Origin of the sequence: Bradyrhizobium sp. CCBAU 51745 (genome assembly GCF_028128715.1) — a bacterium.
In the GTDB taxonomy this organism is placed as follows: domain Bacteria; phylum Pseudomonadota; class Alphaproteobacteria; order Rhizobiales; family Xanthobacteraceae; genus Bradyrhizobium; species Bradyrhizobium manausense.
On record NZ_LBJP01000093.1, the window covers coordinates 942036 to 962371 of the forward strand.

Sequence of the window (20336 nt, forward strand, 5' to 3'; positions counted from 1 at the left end):
CGCGGGGCTGCGGGTTGGTGTAGGCTCCGGTTCGGAACGCCGTCAAAAGCCCCGCCGGGCCAACGAGAAAATCCAGGGCAACGCACCATGACCCAGTTCAACGAGACCGAACTCACCGAAGCCGTCGTCAAGAGCTTCGACAACACGCCAAACCCGCGTGCGAAATTCCTGCTCCAGGAATTGGTGAAGTCGCTGCACGATTACGTGAGCAAGACCGGTCTCACCTTTGAGGAGTGGGAATACGCCATCGATTTTCTCACCCGAACCGGCCAGAAATGCACCGACACCCGCCAGGAGTTCATCCTGCTCTCCGACGTGCTCGGCGTCTCCATGCTGGTCGACGCGGTCAACCATCGCGATCGCGACGGCGCGACGCAGACCACCGTGCTCGGCCCGTTCTATGTCGGCGAGCACAAGGTCACCGCTCACGGCACCGACATCTCGCCGAACAATCTCACGGGCGAACGGATGTTCGTGCAGAGCCGTGTCACCGATCTCCACGGCAAACCGCTCGCGAACGTCCCGGTCGACGTCTGGCACGCCGACGATGACGGCTTCTATGATTCCCAGAAGGCGAATTACGACGAGGTCGGCGCCTCGGCGCGGGCGCGCTTCATCACCGATGCCGACGGCCGCTTCTTCTTCCGCACGATCTTGCCGTGCAGCTATCCGATCCCGACGGACGGGCCGGTGGGTGAGATGATCGTGCAGACCAGGCGCCATCCGATGCGTCCCGCGCATGTGCACTTCCTGGTCAATGCCAAAGGCTACGAGCCGCTGATCACCCACGTCTTCATGGACGGCGACAACTATCTCGATTCCGATGTGGTGTTCGGGGTGAAGGACGATTTGATCGCCAAGGTCGAGCCGCGCAACGATCCTGAGATGCCCGACGGCGGCAAGGCGAACGGGAAGTGGCACCTGATGAGCTACGAATTCCATCTCAAGCCGGGTGGTGGCATCGCGCCCAAACCGCTGGGGACGAAGGCGGCTGAACCGGCTTGAGCAATCGTTGCGCTAGCGCGCGTGGAGCAGTGCGAGCAGGACCACGACGACGCAGGCCAGTGTCACCGTTGTCAGCTTCCAGAACAGCAGCGGATTGCGCTCCAGCAAAGGCGTGGTCCGCGTGCTGAGATAAGCCGGATTGGGGTTTCGCAGCTCGTAGGTGAATTCGAACAGATCCTCGTGGCGCTTGTTGGGATCGGGATGCAGGGCTTTCCGCAACGCGCCATCGATCCAGACGGGGACTGCGCGGTCATCGTGGCTGGCCGGACGATACCTGAGCTTCCACGCATCCGATCTTCCCCTGATGCGTGCGAGCTGGGCGCCATAGGGCAGGCTTCCGGTCAGCATCTGGTAGCAGATGCTCGCGAGCGAGAACATGTCCGACCGCGGCGAGCCGCCTTCGCCGAGAAAATATTCCGGCGCTGTGTACTGAACCGTGCCGAGGATCTCGGCGTCAGCCGGATTGGCGGCTGCTTCGACGACGCCGGCAACCTTGACGGCCCCGAAGTCGATGATCTTCGCCGTGCCGGTCTTGTCGATCAGAATGTTGTCCGGCCTCAAATCCTGGTGCAGCATCTCCATGCGATGGAAGGCGCGCAAGCCCGCCGCAACCTGGTCGACGATGCCGCGCACGGTTTCGAGGTCGGGGCGCGGATTGTCCAGCATCCATTGCCTCAGCGTCTGTCCCTCGATGAACTCGGTGGCGACGTAGAGATAGTTGCGCCGCCTGGATCGTAAGCGGGGCTTGAGGACGTGAGGGCTGTCGATCCGGCGCGCGATCCACTCCTCCATCAGGAAACGCTTCAGATAGGCGGCATCGTCGCGCAGATCGATCGACGGAATCTTCAGCGCGACCATCTCCTCGGTCTCGGTGTCGATGGCGAGGTAGATGTGGCTGCGGCTGGAGGCATGCACTTCGCGGACGATGCGATAGCCGTCGAACAAGGCGCGCGGCTCCAGCAGGGGCGGCAGCGGCAGTTCGGCCGTGCCACCGAAAATATCGACCGAGCCCGTCCGCGGTATCCCATCGATGCGCAGGATCTGTACGGTGATGTTGTCGTCGCTGCCGCGCCGGTAGGCCTCCTCGACGATGGTTTGCGCGGCTGCATCGAGATCGGCGGCAGAGGCTGCAAGGGTGCCTGTGACGAAGCGAGGATCGATGAATTCGTAGGCGCCGTCGGTTGCCAGCAGGAAGATGTCGCCAGGCTCGACCTGAATCGCCTGGTAGTCGATTTCGATCTGCGGATTGATCCCGAGCGCGCGGCCGAGATAGGTCTGCTCGGACGAGACGATGATCCGGTGATCCTCGGTGAGCTGCTCGAGGGCCTTGCCGGCGATGCGATAAATCCGGCAGTCGCCGACGTGAAAGATGTGGGCTGTGGTCGATTTGACGACCATGGCCGTGAAGGTGCAGACGTAGCCCTTGTCGCGGTCGTAAGCATATTGGCTGCGCCGGGTTTCCGCGTGCAGCCACGAATTGGTCGCTTCCAGAACCCGCCGCGCCGAATGCTTCACCGTCCAGGATTCGGAGGTGCAGTAATAATCGGTCAGGAAGCTCTTGACCGCGGACTCGCTCGCGACCTGGCTCACGGCGCTGCTCGAGATGCCGTCGGCCAAGACGACGGCGATGCCCTTCAGGCTCAACAGCGGCTCGGTCGGGATCAGCGCGCCGTGAAAGTCCTGGTTGACCGGCTTGCGCCCCTTGTCGGAGTGCTGCCCGATCGAAATGCGCAAGCCCCGGCTCATCCTCGTCACCAATGCAAAGGGAGCTTCACCCTAGCAGGCGAAACTCCCTTGTTGGACAACACTGCCTCGTTGAACAGCGATCGCTCAGGCCGCTGCGCGCGGCTGGCTCTTCGCCGCCACCTCACGCTTCGGCTTGGTCAGCACATGCGTGGCGTAAAGGGTGAGGCCGGTGAAGGCGAGGCCGCCGACGAGATTGCCGAGCACGGTCGGGATCTCGTTCCAGATGAAATAATCCATGATCGAGAACTTGGCGTGCAGCATCAGCCCCGACGGGAACAGGAACATGTTCACCACGGAGTGCTCGAACACCATGTAGAAGAACACCAGGATCGGCATCCACATCGCAATGACCTTGCCCGGGACGGTGGTCGAGATCATCGCGCCGACGACGCCGGTCGAGACCATCCAGTTGCAGAGCATGCCGCGGATGAACAGCGTCGCCATGCCGGCGGCGCCGTGGGCGGCGTAGCCGAGGGTGCGGCCTTCGCCGATATTGCCGATCGTCATACCGACCTTGTCGGGCTCCTGGGTGAAGCCGTAGGTCGTCACGAACGCCATCATGAAGGCCACGGTCAGCGCCCCGGCGAAATTGCCGATGAAGACGAGACCCCAATTGCGCAGGACGCCGCCGAGCGTGACGCCCGGCCGCTTGTCGATCAGCGCGAGCGGGGAAAGGACGAAGACGCCGGTCAGAAGATCGAAGCCCAGGAGATAGAGCATGGAGAAGCCGACCGGAAACAGCAGCGCGCCGACGAGCGGCTGGCCAGTGTTGACGTTGATGGTGACGGCGAACCACGCCGCGAGCGCCAGGATGGCGCCGGCCATATAGGCGCGGATGACCGTATCCCGGGTGGACATGAAGATCTTGGATTCCCCTGCGTCCACCATCTTGGTGACGAATTCTGAAGGCGCGAGATACGACATTACGATTCCTTTTGCTTCGTAAGTGACATCGAGTGCCCTCGAGATGAAAGCACCGCTGGATGTCATTGGCCGTGCCAACGGCTCAGCCGTGCACGAGGGTGAAGGATGGTTTGGAAGCTTTGGGAGATCGCGTCACGACGACCAAGCCGAGGAGGGCCGCGAAGCAGTTGAGCTTCCAGGTTGCGGCCGCCAGAGGCTGCAACAATGCGGCAAGGCCGCAGTCTTCGTTGACATCCTCTACCTAAGCAAGTCTCGTGCCGGGTTGGCGCTGGAAAAAGATGTTTGATATCAAATGCTTGCAATGGTTTCGGTTGGGTTCCGCAAAGCCATCTGCCTTCTTGCGTGGCGCGGTGCTCAATGTTTGTGCGTCGCACAAAAGTTGAGCAGGGCGCAAAACTTGCGTGCGGAACAGGGCTGCGACAAGCCGGCGCACCTCTTTTATCTGTTTGATATAAAACATATTTTTCTGTCTCTGCGCTTGGCATGAAGCTTGAATCATTCAATCTGACGCCATTGAAGCCGTCCCGCGAGACTTCTCATCCGAATTGCCGACGCCATCCGAACGGGGCGAATCCCCCGTCGTGCGTTTGCACGCGCCTTTTTGCGGCGTGACGGACGGACGGGCTGCTCGTGCGCACTGACGCAATCATTCGCAACGACGCAAAGGACGACACCACCGATGACCAAGCGCATTCGCCGGCCCTTCGAGACTGGCTTCAGCCGCCGTCAATTGCTGAAGGCCGCCGGCTCGACCGCAGCCCTTCTCGCCGCTGCCAAGCTCAATTTCCCCGCCGGCGCCTTCGCGCAGGATGCGGGCCCCGAGGTCAAGGGCGCCAAGCTCGGCTTCATCGCGCTGACCGACGCGACCCCGCTGTTCGTCGCCAAGGAGAAGGGCATCTTCGCCAAATACGGCATGCCCGATGTCGAGGTGCAGAAGCAGGCGTCCTGGGGCACCACGCGCGACAATCTCGTGCTCGGCTCCGAAGGCAACGGCATCGACGGCGCGCATATCCTGACCCCGATGCCGTATCTGATCTCGGCCGGCAAGGTGACGCAGAACAACCAGCCGACGCCGATGTACATCCTGGCGCGGCTGAACCTGAACGGTCAGTGCATCTCGGTCGCCAAGGAATATGCCGACATCAAGGTCGGCATCGACACCGCGCCCTTCAAGGCGGCGCTGGAGAAGAAGAAGGCCGGCGGCAAGGCCGTGAAGGCGGCGATGACCTTCCCCGGCGGCACGCATGATCTGTGGATTCGCTACTGGCTCGCCGCCGGCGGCATCGATCCCGACAAGGACATCGAAACCATCGTGGTGCCGCCGCCGCAGATGGTCGCCAACATGAAGGTTGGTACCATGGATTGCTTCTGCGTCTGCGAGCCCTGGAATCTCCAGCTGATCCATCAGGAGATCGGCTACACCGCGATCACCACCGGCGAGCTCTGGGACAAGCATCCGGAAAAATCCTTCGGTATGCGCGCCGCCTGGGTCGACAAATATCCGAAGGCGGCAAAGGCGCTGCTGATGGCGGTGATGGAAGCCCAGCAATGGGCCGAGAAGGCCGAGAACCGCGAAGAGGCCGCCGTCATCTGCGCCAAGCGCCAATGGATCAACTGCCCGGTCGAGGACGTCACCGATCGGATGAAGGGCAAGTTCGACTACGGCACCGGCCGTGTCGTCGAGAACTCGCCGCAGCAGATGCGCTTCTGGAAGGACCAGGCGTCCTATCCGTTCCAGAGCCACGATCTCTGGTTCCTCACCGAGGACATCCGCTGGGGCAAGTATGAGCCCGGCTTCGACACCAAGGCGTTGATCGCCAAGGTCAACCGCGAGGACCTCTGGAAGGATGCCGCCAAGACGCTCGGTGTCGCCGCCTCCGACATTCCGGCGTCGACCTCGCGCGGCAAGGAGACCTTCTTCGACGGCAAGGTGTTCGATCCCGAAAATCCGGCTGCCTATCTGAAGTCGCTCGCCATCAAGCGCGTCGAAGTCTGATGGAGCCTGCGGCCGCCTTCGGGCGGCCGCATCGTCTTGATGAAGCCGAAGAGAAATTGCGATGAACATGCCTGCCGCGAAGATTGAGGTTGAGACTGCAGCGCCTGCGCGCGCTGCGACGCCAGTTGTCGCGATAACGCCAAAGCGCCCGCCGCGCAGCGAAACATACGCGCGCTTTGCGCGGGAGCTAGCCGTGCGCGTCATCCCGCCGCTGGTCGTGATCGCGTTGCTGACGCTGGTGTGGGAGCTGGTCTGCCGCCGCGCCGGCTCGGCGCTGCCGCCCCCGTCGAAGGTGTTCAAGGACACCAAGGAGCTGATCTTCGATCCGTTCTTTGATCATGGCGGCATCGACAAGGGCCTGTTCTGGCACCTCTCCGCCAGCCTCCAGCGCGTGGCGCTCGGCTATTCGCTTTCGGCGATCGCTGGCATCGCGCTCGGCGTCCTAGTCGGGCAGTCGGTCTGGGCGATGCGCGGGCTCGACCCGCTGTTCCAGGTGCTGCGCACCATTCCGCCGCTGGCCTGGCTGCCGCTCTCGCTCGCCGCGTTCCGCGATGGCCAGCCCAGCGCGATCTTCGTCATCTTCATCACTTCGATCTGGCCGATCATCATCAACACAGCGGTTGGTATCCGCAACATCCCGCAGGACTATCGCAACGTCGCTGCGGTGGTGCAGCTCAATCCGCTCGAGTTCTTCGCCAAGATTATGATCCCCGCGGCGGCGCCTTACATCTTCACGGGGCTTCGTATCGGCATCGGCCTGTCCTGGCTTGCCATCATCGCCGCCGAAATGCTGATCGGCGGTGTCGGCATCGGCTTCTTCATCTGGGACGCCTGGAACTCCTCGCATATCAGCGAGATCATCCTGGCGCTGTTCTATGTCGGCATCGTCGGCTTCGTGCTCGACCGCCTAATTGCAGGCCTCGGCAAGATCGTTACCCGTGGCACAGCGCAGAACTGAGGGACAAGGGCACATGACCGCCTATCTGAAGCTCGACCACATCGACAAGACCTTCACCCGCGGCGCCGCGACGACGGAGGTGTTGAAGGACATCAACCTCACGATCGAGAAGGGCGAATACGTCTCGATCATCGGCCATTCCGGCTGCGGCAAGTCGACCCTGCTCAACATCATCGCCGGGCTCACCAACGCCACCACCGGCGGCGTGCTACTGGAGAACCGCGAGGTCAACGCGCCCGGGCCCGATCGCGCCGTGGTGTTCCAGAACCACAGCCTGCTGCCCTGGCTCACCGTCTACGAGAATGTCAAGCTCGGCGTCGACAAGGTCTTTGCCAGGACCAAGACGAAGGCCGAGCGCGATGCCTGGGTAATGCACAATCTCAACCTGGTGCAGATGGCTCATGCGAGGGACAAGCGGCCTGCCGAAATCTCCGGCGGCATGAAGCAGCGCGTCGGCATTGCCCGGGCGCTCGCCATGGAGCCGAAGGTGCTGCTGCTGGACGAGCCCTTCGGCGCGCTCGATGCGCTGACCCGGGCTCATTTGCAGGACTCGGTGATGGCGCTGCATCAGAAGCTCGGCAACACCATTCTGATGATCACCCACGACGTCGATGAGGCGGTGCTGCTGTCGGACCGCATCGTGATGATGACGAATGGGCCATCGGCGCGCATCGGCGAGGTACTGGACGTGCCGCTGGCGCGGCCGCGCAAGCGGCTCGAGCTTGCGACCAACGCAACCTATTTGAAGTGCCGTCAGCGCGTGCTCGAATTCCTCTATGAGCGTCATCGCTTCGTCGAGGCGGCGTAAACGCGTGGCTAATGCGCAAAAAACGTTGCGCCTATTTTTGAATCATCAAGCTCAATCCTTGTGCGCCGCACAGGGATTGAGCGAATCGCAAAATTTGCGTGCGAAAAGAGCTTGCAAAAATTTCGGGCAATTCGAATAAGCTGCTGAATTTACTGGTTTTCCTCATCGTTGCGAATTGGCACGGAAGTTGAATTACCTTCTGCGACGCCAACGACGACGTCCCTCAACATCATCAATCAGCATCGTGATCTCGCCACCGGGGCTTCGCCTCGGAGCGCGCCTCCATGCGGAGGCAGAGCCTGCAACGACGCAGCGGTGAGCCTGGAAGGGATATGCAATGACGAAGAATCCAACTTGGATTTCAGACTGGCGCCCCGAAGATGAGGCGTTCTGGAACGCGACTGGCAAGACCATCGCAAGGCGTAACCTGATCTGGTCGATCGTTGCCGAGCACATCGGCTTTTCGGTCTGGCTGATCTGGAGCATCGTGACCACCAAGCTGCCGCAGGCGGGCTTCCACTACACCACCGACCAGCTGTTCCAGCTCGTCGCGGTACCCGGGCTGATCGGCGCATTGATGCGCTTTCCCTACACTTTTGCGGTCACGACCTTTGGCGGTCGCAACTGGACGATCTTCAGCGCAGCGGTCCTGTTCATCCCGACGCTCTCGCTTGCCTATTTCGTGAGCCAGCCCGAGACGCCGTTCTGGCTGATGCTGTTGGTTGCTTCGACCGCCGGTCTCGGCGGCGGCAATTTCGCCTCCAGCATGACCAACATCTCGTTCTTCTTCCCCGACCGGATGAAGGGCTGGGCGCTCGGCCTCAATGCGGCTGGCGGCAATATCGGCGTCTCCAGCGTGCAGCTCCTGACCCCGATCCTGATGACGCTCGCCGTCATCAACCTGTTCCAGGCCAGCCCTGTCGACGGCATCTTCCTCCAGAATGCCGGCCTGATGTGGGTGCTGCCGATCGCGATCGCGGTGTTCGGTGCGGTGTTCTACATGAACAACCTCACCTCGGCGAAGTCGTCGATCAAGAACCAGCTTGCGGTGGTCAAGCGCAAGCACACTTGGATCATGGCCTATCTCTACATCGGCACGTTCGGGTCGTTCATCGGCTATTCCGCAGCGTTCCCGCTGCTGATCAAGACGCAGTTTCCGACGGTGACGATCGGAATCGCGTTCCTTGGGCCTCTGGTCGGCTCGTTGTCGCGACCGCTCGGCGGCCTGCTCGCCGACAAGATCGGCGGCTCGATCCTGACGTTCTGGAATTTCATCGCGATGGCTGCTGCCACGGTCGGCGTGCTCTACTTCGTCGGGCACAAGGACTTCATCGGCTTCCTCTCGATGTTCCTGATCCTGTTCGTCACGACGGGTATCGGCAACGGTTCGACCTATCGCATGATCCCCTCGATCTTCCGCGAGCAGAATCTGTTCAAGGTGCGCGGCAAGGGCGACGCGGCGCGCGCGATGGCGTTGAAGACGGCGAGCATCGAGAGCGGTGCGGCCGTCGGCTTCATCGGCGCGGTCGGTGCCGTCGGCGGCTATCTTATCCCGAGCGGCTTCGGCAAGTCGATCGCCTTGACCGGCGGTCCGCAGCTCGCGCTCGCGATCTACCTCGCTTTCTACGCCTCCTGCCTCGCTATCACCTGGTGGTTCTACCTGCGTCGCAGCCCGCAGGGTGAAGGCGCGCCAAGCCTCGCCGAGGCGCGGGTGTGACACTTGGCATGAAACACGCTTCTCCCCGCACGCGGGGAGAAGCCTTCTGATGACGTTTGATCCATGAACTTTTTCCGCAATGGCGCGGACAAAAGCAGACCGAAACAGACAGGAGACCATTGTGACGCCCGAACAGATTACCCTCATCCAGCAAAGCTTCGCCAAGGTCGCACCGATTTCCGAAGCAGCTTCGCAGCTGTTCTACGACCGCTTGTTCGAGGTCGCTCCCTCCGTGCGCGCGATGTTTCCCGAAGACATGACCGAGCAGCGCAAGAAGCTGATGGCCATGCTCGCCGCTGTCGTCGGCGGCCTGTCCAATCTCGAGACGATTCTTCCCGCGGCCTCGGCGCTCGCCAAGCGCCACGTCGCCTATGGCGCCAAGGCCGAGCACTATCCCGTGGTCGGCGCGACCTTGCTGTGGACCCTGGAGAAGGGCCTCGGCGAGGCCTGGACGCCCGAGCTCGCAACAGCCTGGACCGACGCCTACGGCGTGCTGTCCGGTTACATGATTTCCGAGGCCTACGGCTCACCGGCGCAGGCCGCCGAATAGGAGATGCCTTGTGAGTGAACCGCTCGTCATCGTCGGTAACGGTATGGCAGCCGCGCGTCTGGTCGACGAACTCGCCAGGACCGCGCTCGGCCGCTATGCGGTCGCTGTGATCGGCGAAGAGCCGCGGCTCGCTTACAACAGGGTGCTGCTCTCATCCGTGCTGGCCGGCGAGACCGGCTCGCACGAGATCGAGCTCCGACCAGCGGAGTGGTGGCGTGATCGCGGCGTCACCGTACGCTGCGGCTCTCGCGTCACCGAGATCGACACCGGCCGCCGCGAGCTCAAGATATCAGGCGAAGAGAGCATGGAATATTCCAGGCTCGTGCTCGCGACGGGATCGACGCCGCTGCGGCTCAACGTGCCGGGCGCCAATCTTGCCGGCGTGCATACCTTTCGCGACACCCGCGACGTCGACCTGCTGCTGACGCTGGCCGCGGCGAGGAAGCGCGTCGTCGTGGTCGGCGGCGGCCTGCTCGGGCTTGAAGCCGCCTATGGCCTTGCCAAGGCCGGTGCGTCCGTGACCCTGCTGCATCTGATGGACCGGCTGATGGAGCGCCAGCTCGACGGGCCGGCCGCCGATCTGCTCAAGACGCTCGTGGAACGCAAGGGCATCCGCATCCTGCTCAACGCCTCGACCGCCCGCATCCACGGCGAGCGCCATGTCGAAGCCGTGGAGCTGGCCGACGGCGGCCGGATCGAGGCGGACGCCGTGATCTTCGCTGCCGGCATCAGGCCCAACATTGCGCTCGCGAAGGACGCCGGCATCGCGGTCAACCGCGGCATCGTCGTCAATGACGTGATGCAGACGGCGTCTGCCGACATCTACGCGCTCGGTGAATGCGCCGAGCATCGCGGCACCTGCTATGGCCTGGTCGAGCCGGCCTATGAGCAGGCGCGGGTGCTGGCCCGGCATCTCGGTGGCCGCCCCGCCGCCTACCAGGGCAGCGTGGTCTCGACCAATCTGAAAGTATCAGGCGTCAGCGTGTTCTCGGCAGGCGACTTCATGGGCGGTGAGGGCAGTGAGAGCCTCGTCCTGTCGGACAGCCGACGCGGCACGTACAAGAAGCTCGTGATTTCAGACGGGTGCCTCACCGGCGCCGTGCTGGTCGGCGAGACCGCCGACGCGCTCTGGTATCTCGAGCTGATCCGCACCCGCGAGAAGATTGCCGCCATCCGGGGCGACATGATGTTCGGCCGTATCCTCGCCGTTCCTTCCAAGGCTGCCTGATATGACGGCGATCGATCCCACGCTCCGCACCACCAAGACCACCTGTCCCTATTGCGGCGTCGGCTGCGGCGTGCTCGCAACGCCCGACGGCGCGGGCGGCGCAGCGATCGCGGGCGACCCCGACCATCCCGCCAATTTCGGCCGGCTGTGCTCGAAGGGCTCTGCGCTCGGTGAGACCGTCGGGCTGGAGGGCCGGCTGCTCTATCCGATGATCCGCTGCAAGGGTGTGATGGAGCGCGTGGCCTGGAGTGACGCGCTCGACCATGTCGCGCATCGCATGAAGCACATTGTCGCGCGCGATGGCGCCGATGCGGTCGCCTTCTATCTTTCGGGCCAGCTTCTCACCGAGGATTATTACGTCGCCAACAAGCTGATGAAGGGCTTTGTCGGCACCGCCAATGTCGACACCAATTCCCGGCTCTGCATGTCATCCTCGGTCGCTGGCCATCGCCGCGCCTTCGGCGCCGATACCGTGCCCGGCTGCTATGAGGATCTCGACCAGGCCGATCTCCTGATTTTCGTCGGCTCGAACGCGGCCTGGTGCCATCCGGTACTGTTCCAGCGCATGTTGAAGAACCGCGCAGAGCGCGGCGCGCGCATGATCGTGATCGATCCGCGCCGCACCGACACCGCTGGTGACGTCGATCTGTTCCTCGGCCTCAGGCCCGGTACCGACACCGCGCTGTTCTCCGGCCTGTTCGTGCATCTCGCCGACAATGGTGCGCTCGATCAGAATTACATCGCGACCAATACCTCCGGCTTCGACGATGCGCTGGCGCGTGCGCGTAACATCGCAGGAAGCATCACCGCGACTGCGCTTGCGACCGGGCTCTCCGAGCAGGACGTCGCCGCCTTCTTCCGGATGTTCCGTGACACGACGCGCGTCGTCACCCTCTACTCGCAGGGCGTCAACCAGTCGGCGCAGGGCACCGACAAGGTCAATGCGATCCTGAATTGCCATCTCGCCACGGGGCGTATCGGCAAGCCGGGCGCCTCGCCGTTCTCGCTCACCGGCCAGCCCAATGCGATGGGCGGCCGCGAGGTCGGCGGCCTCGCCAATATGCTCGCCGCGCACATGGGCTTCACGCCGCCCGACATCGATCGGGTCAGGCGGTTCTGGAAGGCGCCGCGCATCGCCACCCATGAAGGGCTGAAGGCGGTGCAGCTGTTCGAGGCGATCAACCGGGGCGAGGTCAAGGCGCTCTGGGTGATGGGCACCAATCCGGCGGTGTCGCTGCCCGACGCGGACGTCGTGCGCGAGGCGCTGAAGAAGCTGGAGCTGTTCGTGGTGTCCGAGAACGTGCTCGGCAACGATACGGTCGAGGCCGGCCCGCATGTGCTGCTGCCGGCGCTGGCCTGGGGCGAGAAGTCGGGCACGGTGACCAATTCCGAGCGCCGCATCTCGCGCCAGCGTTCGTTCCTGCCGGCGCCCGGCGAGGCGCGGCCGGACTGGTGGATTTTGAGCGAGACCGCCAAGCGTCTCGGCTTCGGCGACAGCTTCAATTACAAATCGGCCGCCGATATTTTCCGCGAGCATGCCGCGCTCTCGGCGTTCGAGAACAATGGCAGCCGCGATTTCGACATCGGCGCGCTGAGCGCGCTGTCCGACGAGGCCTTCGATGCCTTGACGCCGGTGCAGTGGCCGGCCCCCGAAGGTGGTGCACCTGGCGAACGATTCTTCGCGGAAGGTGGCTTCTTCACCAATGACGGCAAGGGTCGCTTCGTCGCCCCGGAAGTGCCTTCGCTGCGGGCCGAAACCGGCCCGTCGCGTCCCCTGAGGCTCAACACCGGACGCATCCGCGACCAGTGGCACACCATGACGCGCACAGGTCTCAGCCAGCGGCTGGGCGCGCATCTGCCCGAACCCTTCGTCGAGATCCATCCTGACGATGCCAGCAAATACGGCATTGTTCACGACGGCTATGCCCGTATCACCACCGATTACGGCCAGTGCATTCTGAAGGTCGTCGTCAGCGACCGGCAGCAGCGCGGCACGCTGTTCACACCGATCCATTGGAGCGCGATGAACGCCTCGCATGGCCGCGTCGGCGCGCTGGTGCACTCGTTTACCGATCCATTCTCGGGCCAGCCGGAATCGAAAGCGACGCCGGCTGCGATCGCGCCCTACGAATACGTCTTCCGCGGTTTTGCGCTGTCGCGCAAGCAGCTCGCTCTGCCGCCAAACCTGTTGTGGACCCGCGTCACGGTCAGCGGCGGCTTCGGCTATCTCTTCGCTGATAATGCTGACCTGTCGCGTTGGCCGGCCTGGCTCGCAAGCATCGGCGGTGAGGACGTGGCCGAGTACCGCGATTTCGGCGGCGGCGTTTTCCGCGCCGCTTCGTTTTCGGCCGACCGGATCGAGACCTGCCTGTTCGTCGGCCCCGCGCATGATGCCGGCGACTGGGAGGTCGTGAAGAGCGTGTTTGCGGCCGATCGCGTCACCGACGACCAACGCCGCATGCTCTTGTCCGGCAAGTCCAGCGAAGGCGCCGTCTCGACCGGCCCTGTCGTCTGCGCCTGCTTCGGCGTCGGCCGCGGCACCATCTGCGATGCGATCGCCGGCGGCGCGCGCACCCCCGCCGAGATCGGTGTAAAGCTCAAAGCAGGCACCAATTGCGGCTCCTGCATTCCCGAGCTGAAGCGCCTGATCGCGACGACGGAGGTTGTGCCCGCGAAGCACGCGAAGGTCGCGGGCGCGGCGGGGTAGGGCATCGTTCTCGGCTGGCTCCGCATGCTCCGCCGTCATCGCCCGGCTTGACCGGGCGATCCAGTACGCCGAGACGTCAGTGATTCACCGAGAAGCCGCGGCGTACTGGATTCCCGCTTTCGCGGGAATGACAGCGTGGGCTAGGTACCATCCTCCCACCCAATCGACGTGCCAGCGATTGTGGCCTATGGTGCCGCGCGGCCTTCACTCCACTCCAAGACCAATCATGATTTACCACGAAGCGCCCCCGCGTCTGGTCGAAACGTTCCCGGATTGAACTCTTGAGCGCGATAGCGGTTGCCTGTGCCAACGAGCGGCATCGGAGACAACATGAAAACGAAACCCTTCGGCAAGACCGGCACCGACGTCTCTGTCATCGGGCAGGGCACCTGGTATCTCGACCATGGCGAGCGCAAGCGCGCCATCGCGGCGCTTCAGCGCGGGCTCGATCTCGGCATGACCCATATCGACACCGCCGAGATGTATGGCGATGCCGAGCTTGTCATTGCCGATGCGATCACGGGCCGTCGTGATGAGGTGTTTCTGGTTTCCAAGGTGCTGCCGAGCAACGCCTCGCGCCGTGGCACCATCACGGCCTGCGAGCGCTCGCTGAAGCGGCTGAAGACGGATCGTCTCGATTGCTATCTGCTGCACTGGCGCGGCTCGTATGATCTCGAGGACACCGTCGCTGCATTCGAGGAGCTGGTGACATCAGGCAAGATCAAGTCCTGGGGCGTCTCCAATTTCGATGCCGATGATCTCGACGAGATTCTCGAGGTTGCGGGCGAAGGCAAGATCGCCTGCAATCAGGTGCTTTATCATCTCAAGGAGCGCGCGATCGAGCATGCCGTGATCCCGTGGTGCGAGCGGCACGGCGTTGCCGTCGTCGCCTATTCGCCGTTCGGGCACGATGATTTTCCGGATGCGCGCAGCAAGGGCGGCGCGGTGCTGGCGCGCATTGCAGAGGCACGTCGTGCGGCACCGCGTCAGGTCGCGCTGAGCTTCCTCACCCGTGCGACTACGGTGTTCGCGATCCCGAAGGCGTCGTCCGCGGAACATGCCGGCGAAAATGCGGCGGCCGGCGATCTCGTGCTGACGAAAGAGGAGATCTCGGCGCTGGATGCGGCGTTTCCGCGCGGCCCGAAGCCGCGCAGCCTGCCGATGCTGTAGCGCACAAACGCGCAATATTAACCGGGCGTTGACGCGCGTGGACGTCAGCGCATATCGGCATCCTGTTTTCGGAAGTTGTGAACGCGGCGCATTTGTCGTTTTTATGAGGCCTCTCGATTCGCCTTTTGCCGGGTTCCTACAGTGACACCGCCACCTGCTGCAGCCGCAAGGCTCGACAGTATTCCCATGCCCTTGCCGGAGAAGAAGCAGGAGGCTCGCCGCGCGCCTGCGCGCGTCGACCATCCCTTCAAGGGCATCGCGCTGGTACTGCTGTCGACGGTATTCCTCGGCTGCTCCGACGTCACTTCGAAATATTTGTCATCGAGCCTGCCGTCGATCGAGATCACCTGGATTCGCTTCGTCACCTTCGCGCTCATGTTCCTGCCGGTGATGCTGCCGGGCTCGCCGCTGCATGCGATGCGGACCGAGCGGCTGGGCCTGCAGATCATGCGCGGCACGGCGCTGCTCGGTTCCTCCCTCTTCTTCATCACCGGCTTGCGCTTCCTTCCCATCGCGGAAGCCTCTGCCACCGGCTTCATCTCGCCGCTGTTCGTCACCGCCCTCTCGATCATCTTCCTCAGCGAGAAGGTCGGCATGCGCCGCTGGATCGCGACCGCGGTCGGCCTGATTGGCGTGATGATCATCATTCGTCCGGGCTCGGCCACATTCCACGTCGCGGCGTTCTTCCCGATCATCTCGGCATTCTGCTGGGCCGCCGCACTGATCATGACGCGCTTGATGAGCGGGCGTGAGGCCGTTCTCACCACGATGGCCTATTCGGCGCTCACGGGTGTTGCGATCCTCACCGTGATGGTGCCGTTCGTCTGGGTCACACCGACCTGGACAGGCATCGGGCTCGGCATCGTGATCGGCCTGGCCTCCACCGTCGGGCAGTGGATCATCGTGCTGGCCTATCGGTACGGCGATGCCTCGGTGCTGGCGCCGTTCTCGTACACGCAGCTGCTGTGGGTCAGCATTTTGGGCTTCTTCGTGTTCGGCGAGCTGCCCGATGTCTGGACCATCACGGGGGCGGCCTTCATCGTTGCCAGCGGGCTCTACATCGCCCATCGCGAGCGCGTGCGCCGCGCCCAGGTCTTGGTGCAGGCAGCACGGTCTCCAAACCCCTGACGCAAGTTTGCGCGCGCTGATACGTGCTATCAACGGTTCCAACACATCAGGAGGGAGCCGGATGCGCGCTGCGATTTTCAGGAACGGCGAGATTGTCGTGGGGCAGATGGCGGAGCCGAAGCCTGGCCCCGGCCAGGTGCTGGTCAGGACGCTTGCCTGCGGCATCTGCGGTTCCGACCTGCACGCGCGCCAGCACGCACCGCGGATGGTCGAGATGGCCAAGAAGACCGGGCGCACCCCGATGGATCTGTCGCGGGATGTCGTGTTCGGTCACGAGTTCTGCTGCGAGATCGTGGATTTCGGCCCCGGCACGACGCGCAAGCTCAAGCCCGGCACACATGTGTGCTCGCTGCCCGCGCTGCTGACGCCTGAGGGCATCAAGGGCATCGGCTATTCCAACGAGTTTGTCGGCGGCTATGCGGAGCAGATGCTGCTCAGCGAGCCGCTGCTGCTGGAGGTGCCGAACGGCCTCGCGCCGGAACATGCCGCGCTGACCGAGCCGCTCGCGGTCGGCGTTCACGCCGTGGCGAAGGCAAATATCCAAGGCGGCGAGGTGCCGCTGGTGATCGGCTGCGGCCCGGTCGGGCTTGCCGTGATCGCGGCGCTGAAGATCGAGGGCCTGCACCCGATCATCGCCGCCGACTATTCGCCGGCGCGGCGGGCGCTTGCCGCAAAGCTCGGCGCCGATATCGTCGTCGATCCCAAGGTGTCGCAGCCCTATGCGACCTGGGCCGAGCACGCGCAGATGTCGGAGGCGGAGAGGGCGGCGCGACCGCCGTTCCAGGCCATGCTGCCGGCGCTGAAGCCCGCGATCATCTTCGAATGCGTCGGCGTGCCCGGCCTGTTGCAGCAAGTGTTCGAGGGCGCCCCGCGCGATGCCAGGATCGTCGTGGTCGGCGTCTGCATGGAGAGCGACAGACACGAGCCCATGCTCGGCATCATGAAGGAGCTCAACGTCCAGTACGTGCTCGGCTACACGCCGGAAGAGTTTGCAGGCTCACTGCGCCTGATCGCCGAAGGACAGGTGGACGCCGCGGCGATGGTGACGGCGGAAGTCGGCATCGACGGCGTCGCCAAAGCCTTCGCCGATCTCGCCAACCCCGAGGCCCACACCAAGATCATCGTGCAGCCGTGGCGATGATGGCCGTCATTGCGGCGAGGAAGGTGCCGTAGGGTGGGCAAAGGCGCGAAGCGCCGTGCCCACCATGCATCGGCGTTCATGGTGAATGGTGGGCACGCTACGCTTTGTCCACCCTACGAGGCCGGAGCTTGCGGCCGTCCCTCGAGACGCCCGCGTTGTGCTACACCGGCAGCGCGATCGAATACTTCACCTGGCTGAGCGCAAAGCTGGACTCGATCGATGCGATGCCGTCGAGCCGGGTCAGCTTGGTCTTCAGGAACGTCTCGTAGGAGGCGAGGTCGGCTGCGACCACGCGCAGCAGATAATCGCGGTTGCCGGTCATCAGATAGCACTCCAGCACCTCGTCCCATTTCGAGATGGCGCGGGCGAAGCGGTTGAGGTCCTCCTCCTTCTGCCGCGCCAGCTTGATCGAGATGAAGACGCTGACATGCAGCCCCAGCGCCTTCTGGTCGACGGTCGCGACATAGCGCGAGATCACGCCGCGCTCCTCCAGCAGCTTGACCCGGCGATGACAGGGCGAGACCGACAGGCCGACCCTGTCGGCGAGCTCCTGCATGGTCAGGCGGCTGTCGTTCTGGAGATGGCTGAGGATCTTGCGGTCGATGGCGTCGAGCTCGGGCATTGGAATAGAACCTGTATTTCATGGCCAGTGTTGGTATGGTATCCCAATATCTGTCGGTATGACGCGAAAAATTGAGAAATCTGGCGCCGCCGGCAGGCGTATGATCCGCCTTATTTTCCGGAGCATCGCCATGCCCGTCGATTCCGCGCGTCTCGAAATCCTGACTGCTCTCGCCCGCAAGGCGCTGTGGCTGTCGTCATGGACCATCCACCACGCCAACCACATCCGCTCCAACGCGGACGGACTCAAGGTCGGCGGCCATCAGGCCTCCTCCGCCTCGCTCGCCACCATCATGTCGGCGCTGTATTTTCATGTGCTGCGGCCGGAGGACCGCGTCGCGGTGAAGCCGCATGCGAGCCCGGTGTTCCATGCCATCCAGTATCTGTTCGGCCGGCAAAGCCGCGAAAAACTGGAGAACTTCCGCGGCTTCAAGGGCGCGCAGTCCTATCCCTCACGCACCAAGGACGTCGACGACGTCGACTTCTCCACCGGCTCGGTCGGCCTCGGCGTCGCGCAGACGCTGTTTGCCTCGCTGGTGCAGGATTACGTCAAGGCGCATGGCTGGATGAAGGATCGCCGCGAAGGGCGGATGATCGCCCTCGTCGGCGACGCCGAGATGGACGAGGGCAACATCTTCGAGGCGCTGGCCGAGGGCTGGAAGCACGGCCTGCGCAACACCTGGTGGGTGGTCGACTATAACAGGCAGTCGCTCGACGCCGTCGTGCGCGAAGGCCTGTGGGAAAAGTTCGAGACCATGTTCCGCAATTTCGGCTGGGACGTGGTGATCGTGAAATACGGCCGGCTGATGCGCGAGGCTTTCGCGGAGCCAGGCGGCGAGGCGCTGAAGCGCTGGATCGACAATTGCCCGAACGCTCTTTACGCCGCGCTATGCTTCCAGGGCGGCGCGGCGTTCCGCAAGCATCTGCACGACGAGATCGGCGACCAGGGCCCGATCACTGCGCTGATCGACAAGCGCAGCGACGAGGAGCTGCTGGCGCTGATGTCGAATCTCGGCGGCCACGACATGGCGAGCATGGTCGAGGCGTTCGAGTCCATCAACCATGATCGCCCGGTCTGCTTCATCGCCTACACCATCAAGGGCGTCGGCCTGCCGTTCCAGGGCCACAAGGACAACCATGCCGGCCTGATGACGGTTACGCAGATGGAGAAATATCGCGACAGCCAGAACATCCGCCCCGGCCACGAATGGGACAAGTACGAGGGCCTGCCGCAGAGCGCCGCCGAGCTCGACGCGTTTCTCGCGCGCGTGCCGTTCAACCAGGACGGCCGCCGCCTGACCGCGCCCGTGGTCGAGGTGCCCACGCAGCTCGCCTTCAAGCCATCGCCGCAGATGTCGACGCAGCAGGGTTTTGGCCTCGTGCTGAACGAGATCGCGCGCGGCGACAGCGAGCTGGCAAGGCGCATCGTCACGACCTCACCCGACGTCACCGTCTCGACCAATCTCGGCCCCTGGGTGAACCGGCGCGGCCTGTTCGCCAATGCCGCGAAGGCGGACTTATTCCGCAGCGAGAAAATTCCCTCGACCTACAATTGGGACGCTTCGCCGAAGGGCCAGCATCTCGAGCTCGGCATCGCCGAGATGAATTTGTTCATCATGCTCTCGGCGCTCGGCCTCTCGCACCAGATCAACGGCGCGCGGCTCTTGCCGGTCGGCACGCTCTACGATCCCTTCATCGAGCGCGGCCTCGATGCGCTGAACTATGCCTGCTACCAGGATGCGCGCTTCATGGTGGCGGCGACACCCTCAGGCATCACGCTCGCGCCGGAGGGCGGCGCGCACCAGTCGATCGCAACGCCGCTGATCGGCATGGCGCAGGACGGGCTTGCCTCGTTCGAGCCAGCCTTCGTCGACGAGCTCGCGGTCATCATGGGCTGGGGCTTTGAGCACATGCAGCGCGATCCGGGCGAGGGCGGTTCGGTCTATCTCCGCCTCTCGACGCGCAGCATCGAGCAGGCGCAGCGCATCATGACGCCGGAGTTGCGGCAGGGCATCACCGACGGCGCCTATTGGCTGCGCAAGCCCGGCCCCAATGCCGAGCTCGTGATCACCTATACCGGCGCGGTCGCGCCTGAGGCGATCGAGGCGACCGGTTTCATCGGCGAGAACAGGCGCGATATCGGCCTGCTCGCGATCACCTCGGCCGATCGCCTCCATTCCGGCTGGACCGCCGCGCGAAAATTGCGGCGCGACCGCCGTGGCGTGCAGCATCTCAGCCATGTCGAACAATTGCTGGCGCCGCTGCCGCGCGATTGCGGCATCGTGACCGTGATCGACGGCCACCCCTCCGCGCTCGGTTGGCTCGGCAGCGTCCACGGCCATCGCGTCGAGGCGCTCGGCGTCGAGCAGTTCGGCCAGACCGGAACCATCGCCGATCTCTATCGCCACTACGGCATCGATGCCAACGCCATCATCGATGCGGCCGAAAGCATCACCACCGGCGCGCCGGTGCTGCATCGGAAGATGGCGGTGTAGGGGAAGTCACCGGGGTTGTCATTCCGGGGCGGCTCGAAGAGCCGAACCCGGAATCTCGAGATTCCGGGTTCGATGCTCCGCATCGCCCCGGAATGACGGTTGAGAGAACCTTGCCTCGCTCCCGCCACCAGCTCATATAACC

16 protein-coding genes are annotated in these 20336 nt (G+C 63.8%); 13 read left to right on the forward strand and 3 right to left on the reverse strand.

Annotation, left to right across the window (positions count from 1 at the left end):
- Positions 1-87 precede the first annotated feature (87 nt).
- On the forward strand, positions 88-1005 hold the full coding sequence (locus XH98_RS40635) for an intradiol ring-cleavage dioxygenase (RefSeq protein WP_271601796.1): 918 nt from the start codon (positions 88-90) through the stop codon (positions 1003-1005).
- A gap of 12 nt (positions 1006-1017) precedes the next feature.
- Here XH98_RS40635 and XH98_RS40640 read toward each other — a convergent pair whose 3' ends face one another.
- Together XH98_RS40640 and XH98_RS40645 are read right to left on the reverse strand one after the other, a co-directional pair.
- Complete coding sequence (locus tag XH98_RS40640; RefSeq protein ID WP_271621914.1) at positions 1018-2751, reverse strand: bifunctional protein-serine/threonine kinase/phosphatase; 1734 nt, start codon at positions 2749-2751, stop codon at positions 1018-1020.
- 84 nt (positions 2752-2835) lie between these two features.
- A complete protein-coding gene (locus XH98_RS40645; RefSeq protein WP_271601798.1) occupies positions 2836-3675 on the reverse strand; it encodes a formate/nitrite transporter family protein in 840 nt (279 codons plus the stop codon).
- Positions 3676-3718: 43 nt separating this feature from the next.
- Here XH98_RS40645 and XH98_RS40650 point away from each other — a divergent pair, with 43 nt between their 5' ends.
- From XH98_RS40650 to XH98_RS40700, 11 genes are all read left to right on the forward strand, one after another.
- Entirely contained in the window at positions 3719-3961 is a 243-nt protein-coding gene (locus XH98_RS40650; RefSeq protein WP_271601799.1) for a hypothetical protein, read from the forward strand.
- A 393-nt stretch (positions 3962-4354) separates the two neighbouring features.
- The gene (locus XH98_RS40655) at positions 4355-5671 is read left to right on the forward strand and encodes a CmpA/NrtA family ABC transporter substrate-binding protein (RefSeq protein WP_271601800.1); all 1317 of its coding nucleotides are present in this window, start codon (positions 4355-4357) and stop codon (positions 5669-5671) included.
- A gap of 61 nt (positions 5672-5732) precedes the next feature.
- The gene (gene ntrB, locus XH98_RS40660) at positions 5733-6629 is read left to right on the forward strand and encodes a nitrate ABC transporter permease (RefSeq protein WP_271601801.1); all 897 of its coding nucleotides are present in this window, start codon (positions 5733-5735) and stop codon (positions 6627-6629) included.
- A gap of 13 nt (positions 6630-6642) precedes the next feature.
- Positions 6643-7437, forward strand: coding sequence for an ABC transporter ATP-binding protein (locus XH98_RS40665; protein WP_271621915.1), 795 nt, complete (start codon positions 6643-6645; stop codon positions 7435-7437).
- A gap of 337 nt (positions 7438-7774) precedes the next feature.
- Positions 7775-9154: an MFS transporter gene (locus tag XH98_RS40670; protein ID WP_271621916.1), complete on the forward strand. Its 1380-nt coding sequence runs from the start codon at positions 7775-7777 to the stop codon at positions 9152-9154.
- Between the two features lie 121 nt (positions 9155-9275).
- A complete protein-coding gene (locus XH98_RS40675; RefSeq protein ID WP_057753819.1) occupies positions 9276-9704 on the forward strand; it encodes a globin family protein in 429 nt (142 codons plus the stop codon).
- A 10-nt stretch (positions 9705-9714) separates the two neighbouring features.
- On the forward strand, positions 9715-10932 hold the full coding sequence (locus XH98_RS40680; protein WP_271621917.1) for an NAD(P)/FAD-dependent oxidoreductase: 1218 nt from the start codon (positions 9715-9717) through the stop codon (positions 10930-10932).
- A 1-nt stretch (position 10933) separates the two neighbouring features.
- Positions 10934-13639 carry a nitrate reductase gene (locus XH98_RS40685; RefSeq protein WP_271621918.1) on the forward strand — a complete coding sequence of 902 codons (2706 nt, stop codon included), beginning with the start codon at positions 10934-10936 and terminating at the stop codon, positions 13637-13639.
- Between the two features lie 330 nt (positions 13640-13969).
- Positions 13970-14809: an aldo/keto reductase gene (locus tag XH98_RS40690; protein WP_271621919.1), complete on the forward strand. Its 840-nt coding sequence runs from the start codon at positions 13970-13972 to the stop codon at positions 14807-14809.
- 186 nt (positions 14810-14995) lie between these two features.
- Positions 14996-15937, forward strand: a complete 942-nt coding sequence (locus tag XH98_RS40695) for a DMT family transporter (protein ID WP_271601965.1) — start codon at positions 14996-14998, stop codon at positions 15935-15937.
- A 61-nt stretch (positions 15938-15998) separates the two neighbouring features.
- On the forward strand, positions 15999-17078 hold the full coding sequence (locus tag XH98_RS40700; protein ID WP_271621920.1) for a zinc-binding dehydrogenase: 1080 nt from the start codon (positions 15999-16001) through the stop codon (positions 17076-17078).
- A 160-nt stretch (positions 17079-17238) separates the two neighbouring features.
- Here XH98_RS40700 and XH98_RS40705 read toward each other — a convergent pair whose 3' ends face one another.
- Complete coding sequence (locus tag XH98_RS40705; protein WP_057753316.1) at positions 17239-17700, reverse strand: Lrp/AsnC family transcriptional regulator; 462 nt, start codon at positions 17698-17700, stop codon at positions 17239-17241.
- A gap of 130 nt (positions 17701-17830) precedes the next feature.
- Here XH98_RS40705 and XH98_RS40710 point away from each other — a divergent pair, with 130 nt between their 5' ends.
- Positions 17831-20194, forward strand: a complete 2364-nt coding sequence (locus XH98_RS40710) for a transketolase (RefSeq protein WP_271621921.1) — start codon at positions 17831-17833, stop codon at positions 20192-20194.
- Positions 20195-20336 lie beyond the last annotated feature (142 nt).

What these genes read in the sequence shown, in the direction of transcription:
- XH98_RS40635 (WP_271601796.1), top strand. Translation starts at nt 88, where the DNA reads ATGACCCAGTTCAACGAGACCGAACTCACCGAAGCCGTCGTCAAGAGC.
- XH98_RS40640 (WP_271621914.1), bottom strand. Translation starts at nt 2,751, where the DNA reads ATGAGCCGGGGCTTGCGCATTTCGATCGGGCAGCACTCCGACAAGGGG.
- XH98_RS40645 (WP_271601798.1), bottom strand. Translation starts at nt 3,675, where the DNA reads ATGTCGTATCTCGCGCCTTCAGAATTCGTCACCAAGATGGTGGACGCA.
- XH98_RS40650 (WP_271601799.1), top strand. Translation starts at nt 3,719, where the DNA reads ATGAAAGCACCGCTGGATGTCATTGGCCGTGCCAACGGCTCAGCCGTG.
- XH98_RS40655 (WP_271601800.1), top strand. Translation starts at nt 4,355, where the DNA reads ATGACCAAGCGCATTCGCCGGCCCTTCGAGACTGGCTTCAGCCGCCGT.
- ntrB (WP_271601801.1), top strand. Translation starts at nt 5,733, where the DNA reads ATGAACATGCCTGCCGCGAAGATTGAGGTTGAGACTGCAGCGCCTGCG.
- XH98_RS40665 (WP_271621915.1), top strand. Translation starts at nt 6,643, where the DNA reads ATGACCGCCTATCTGAAGCTCGACCACATCGACAAGACCTTCACCCGC.
- XH98_RS40670 (WP_271621916.1), top strand. Translation starts at nt 7,775, where the DNA reads ATGACGAAGAATCCAACTTGGATTTCAGACTGGCGCCCCGAAGATGAG.
- XH98_RS40685 (WP_271621918.1), top strand. Translation starts at nt 10,934, where the DNA reads ATGACGGCGATCGATCCCACGCTCCGCACCACCAAGACCACCTGTCCC.
- XH98_RS40690 (WP_271621919.1), top strand. Translation starts at nt 13,970, where the DNA reads ATGAAAACGAAACCCTTCGGCAAGACCGGCACCGACGTCTCTGTCATC.
- XH98_RS40695 (WP_271601965.1), top strand. Translation starts at nt 14,996, where the DNA reads ATGCCCTTGCCGGAGAAGAAGCAGGAGGCTCGCCGCGCGCCTGCGCGC.
- XH98_RS40700 (WP_271621920.1), top strand. Translation starts at nt 15,999, where the DNA reads ATGCGCGCTGCGATTTTCAGGAACGGCGAGATTGTCGTGGGGCAGATG.
- XH98_RS40705 (WP_057753316.1), bottom strand. Translation starts at nt 17,700, where the DNA reads ATGCCCGAGCTCGACGCCATCGACCGCAAGATCCTCAGCCATCTCCAG.
- XH98_RS40710 (WP_271621921.1), top strand. Translation starts at nt 17,831, where the DNA reads ATGCCCGTCGATTCCGCGCGTCTCGAAATCCTGACTGCTCTCGCCCGC.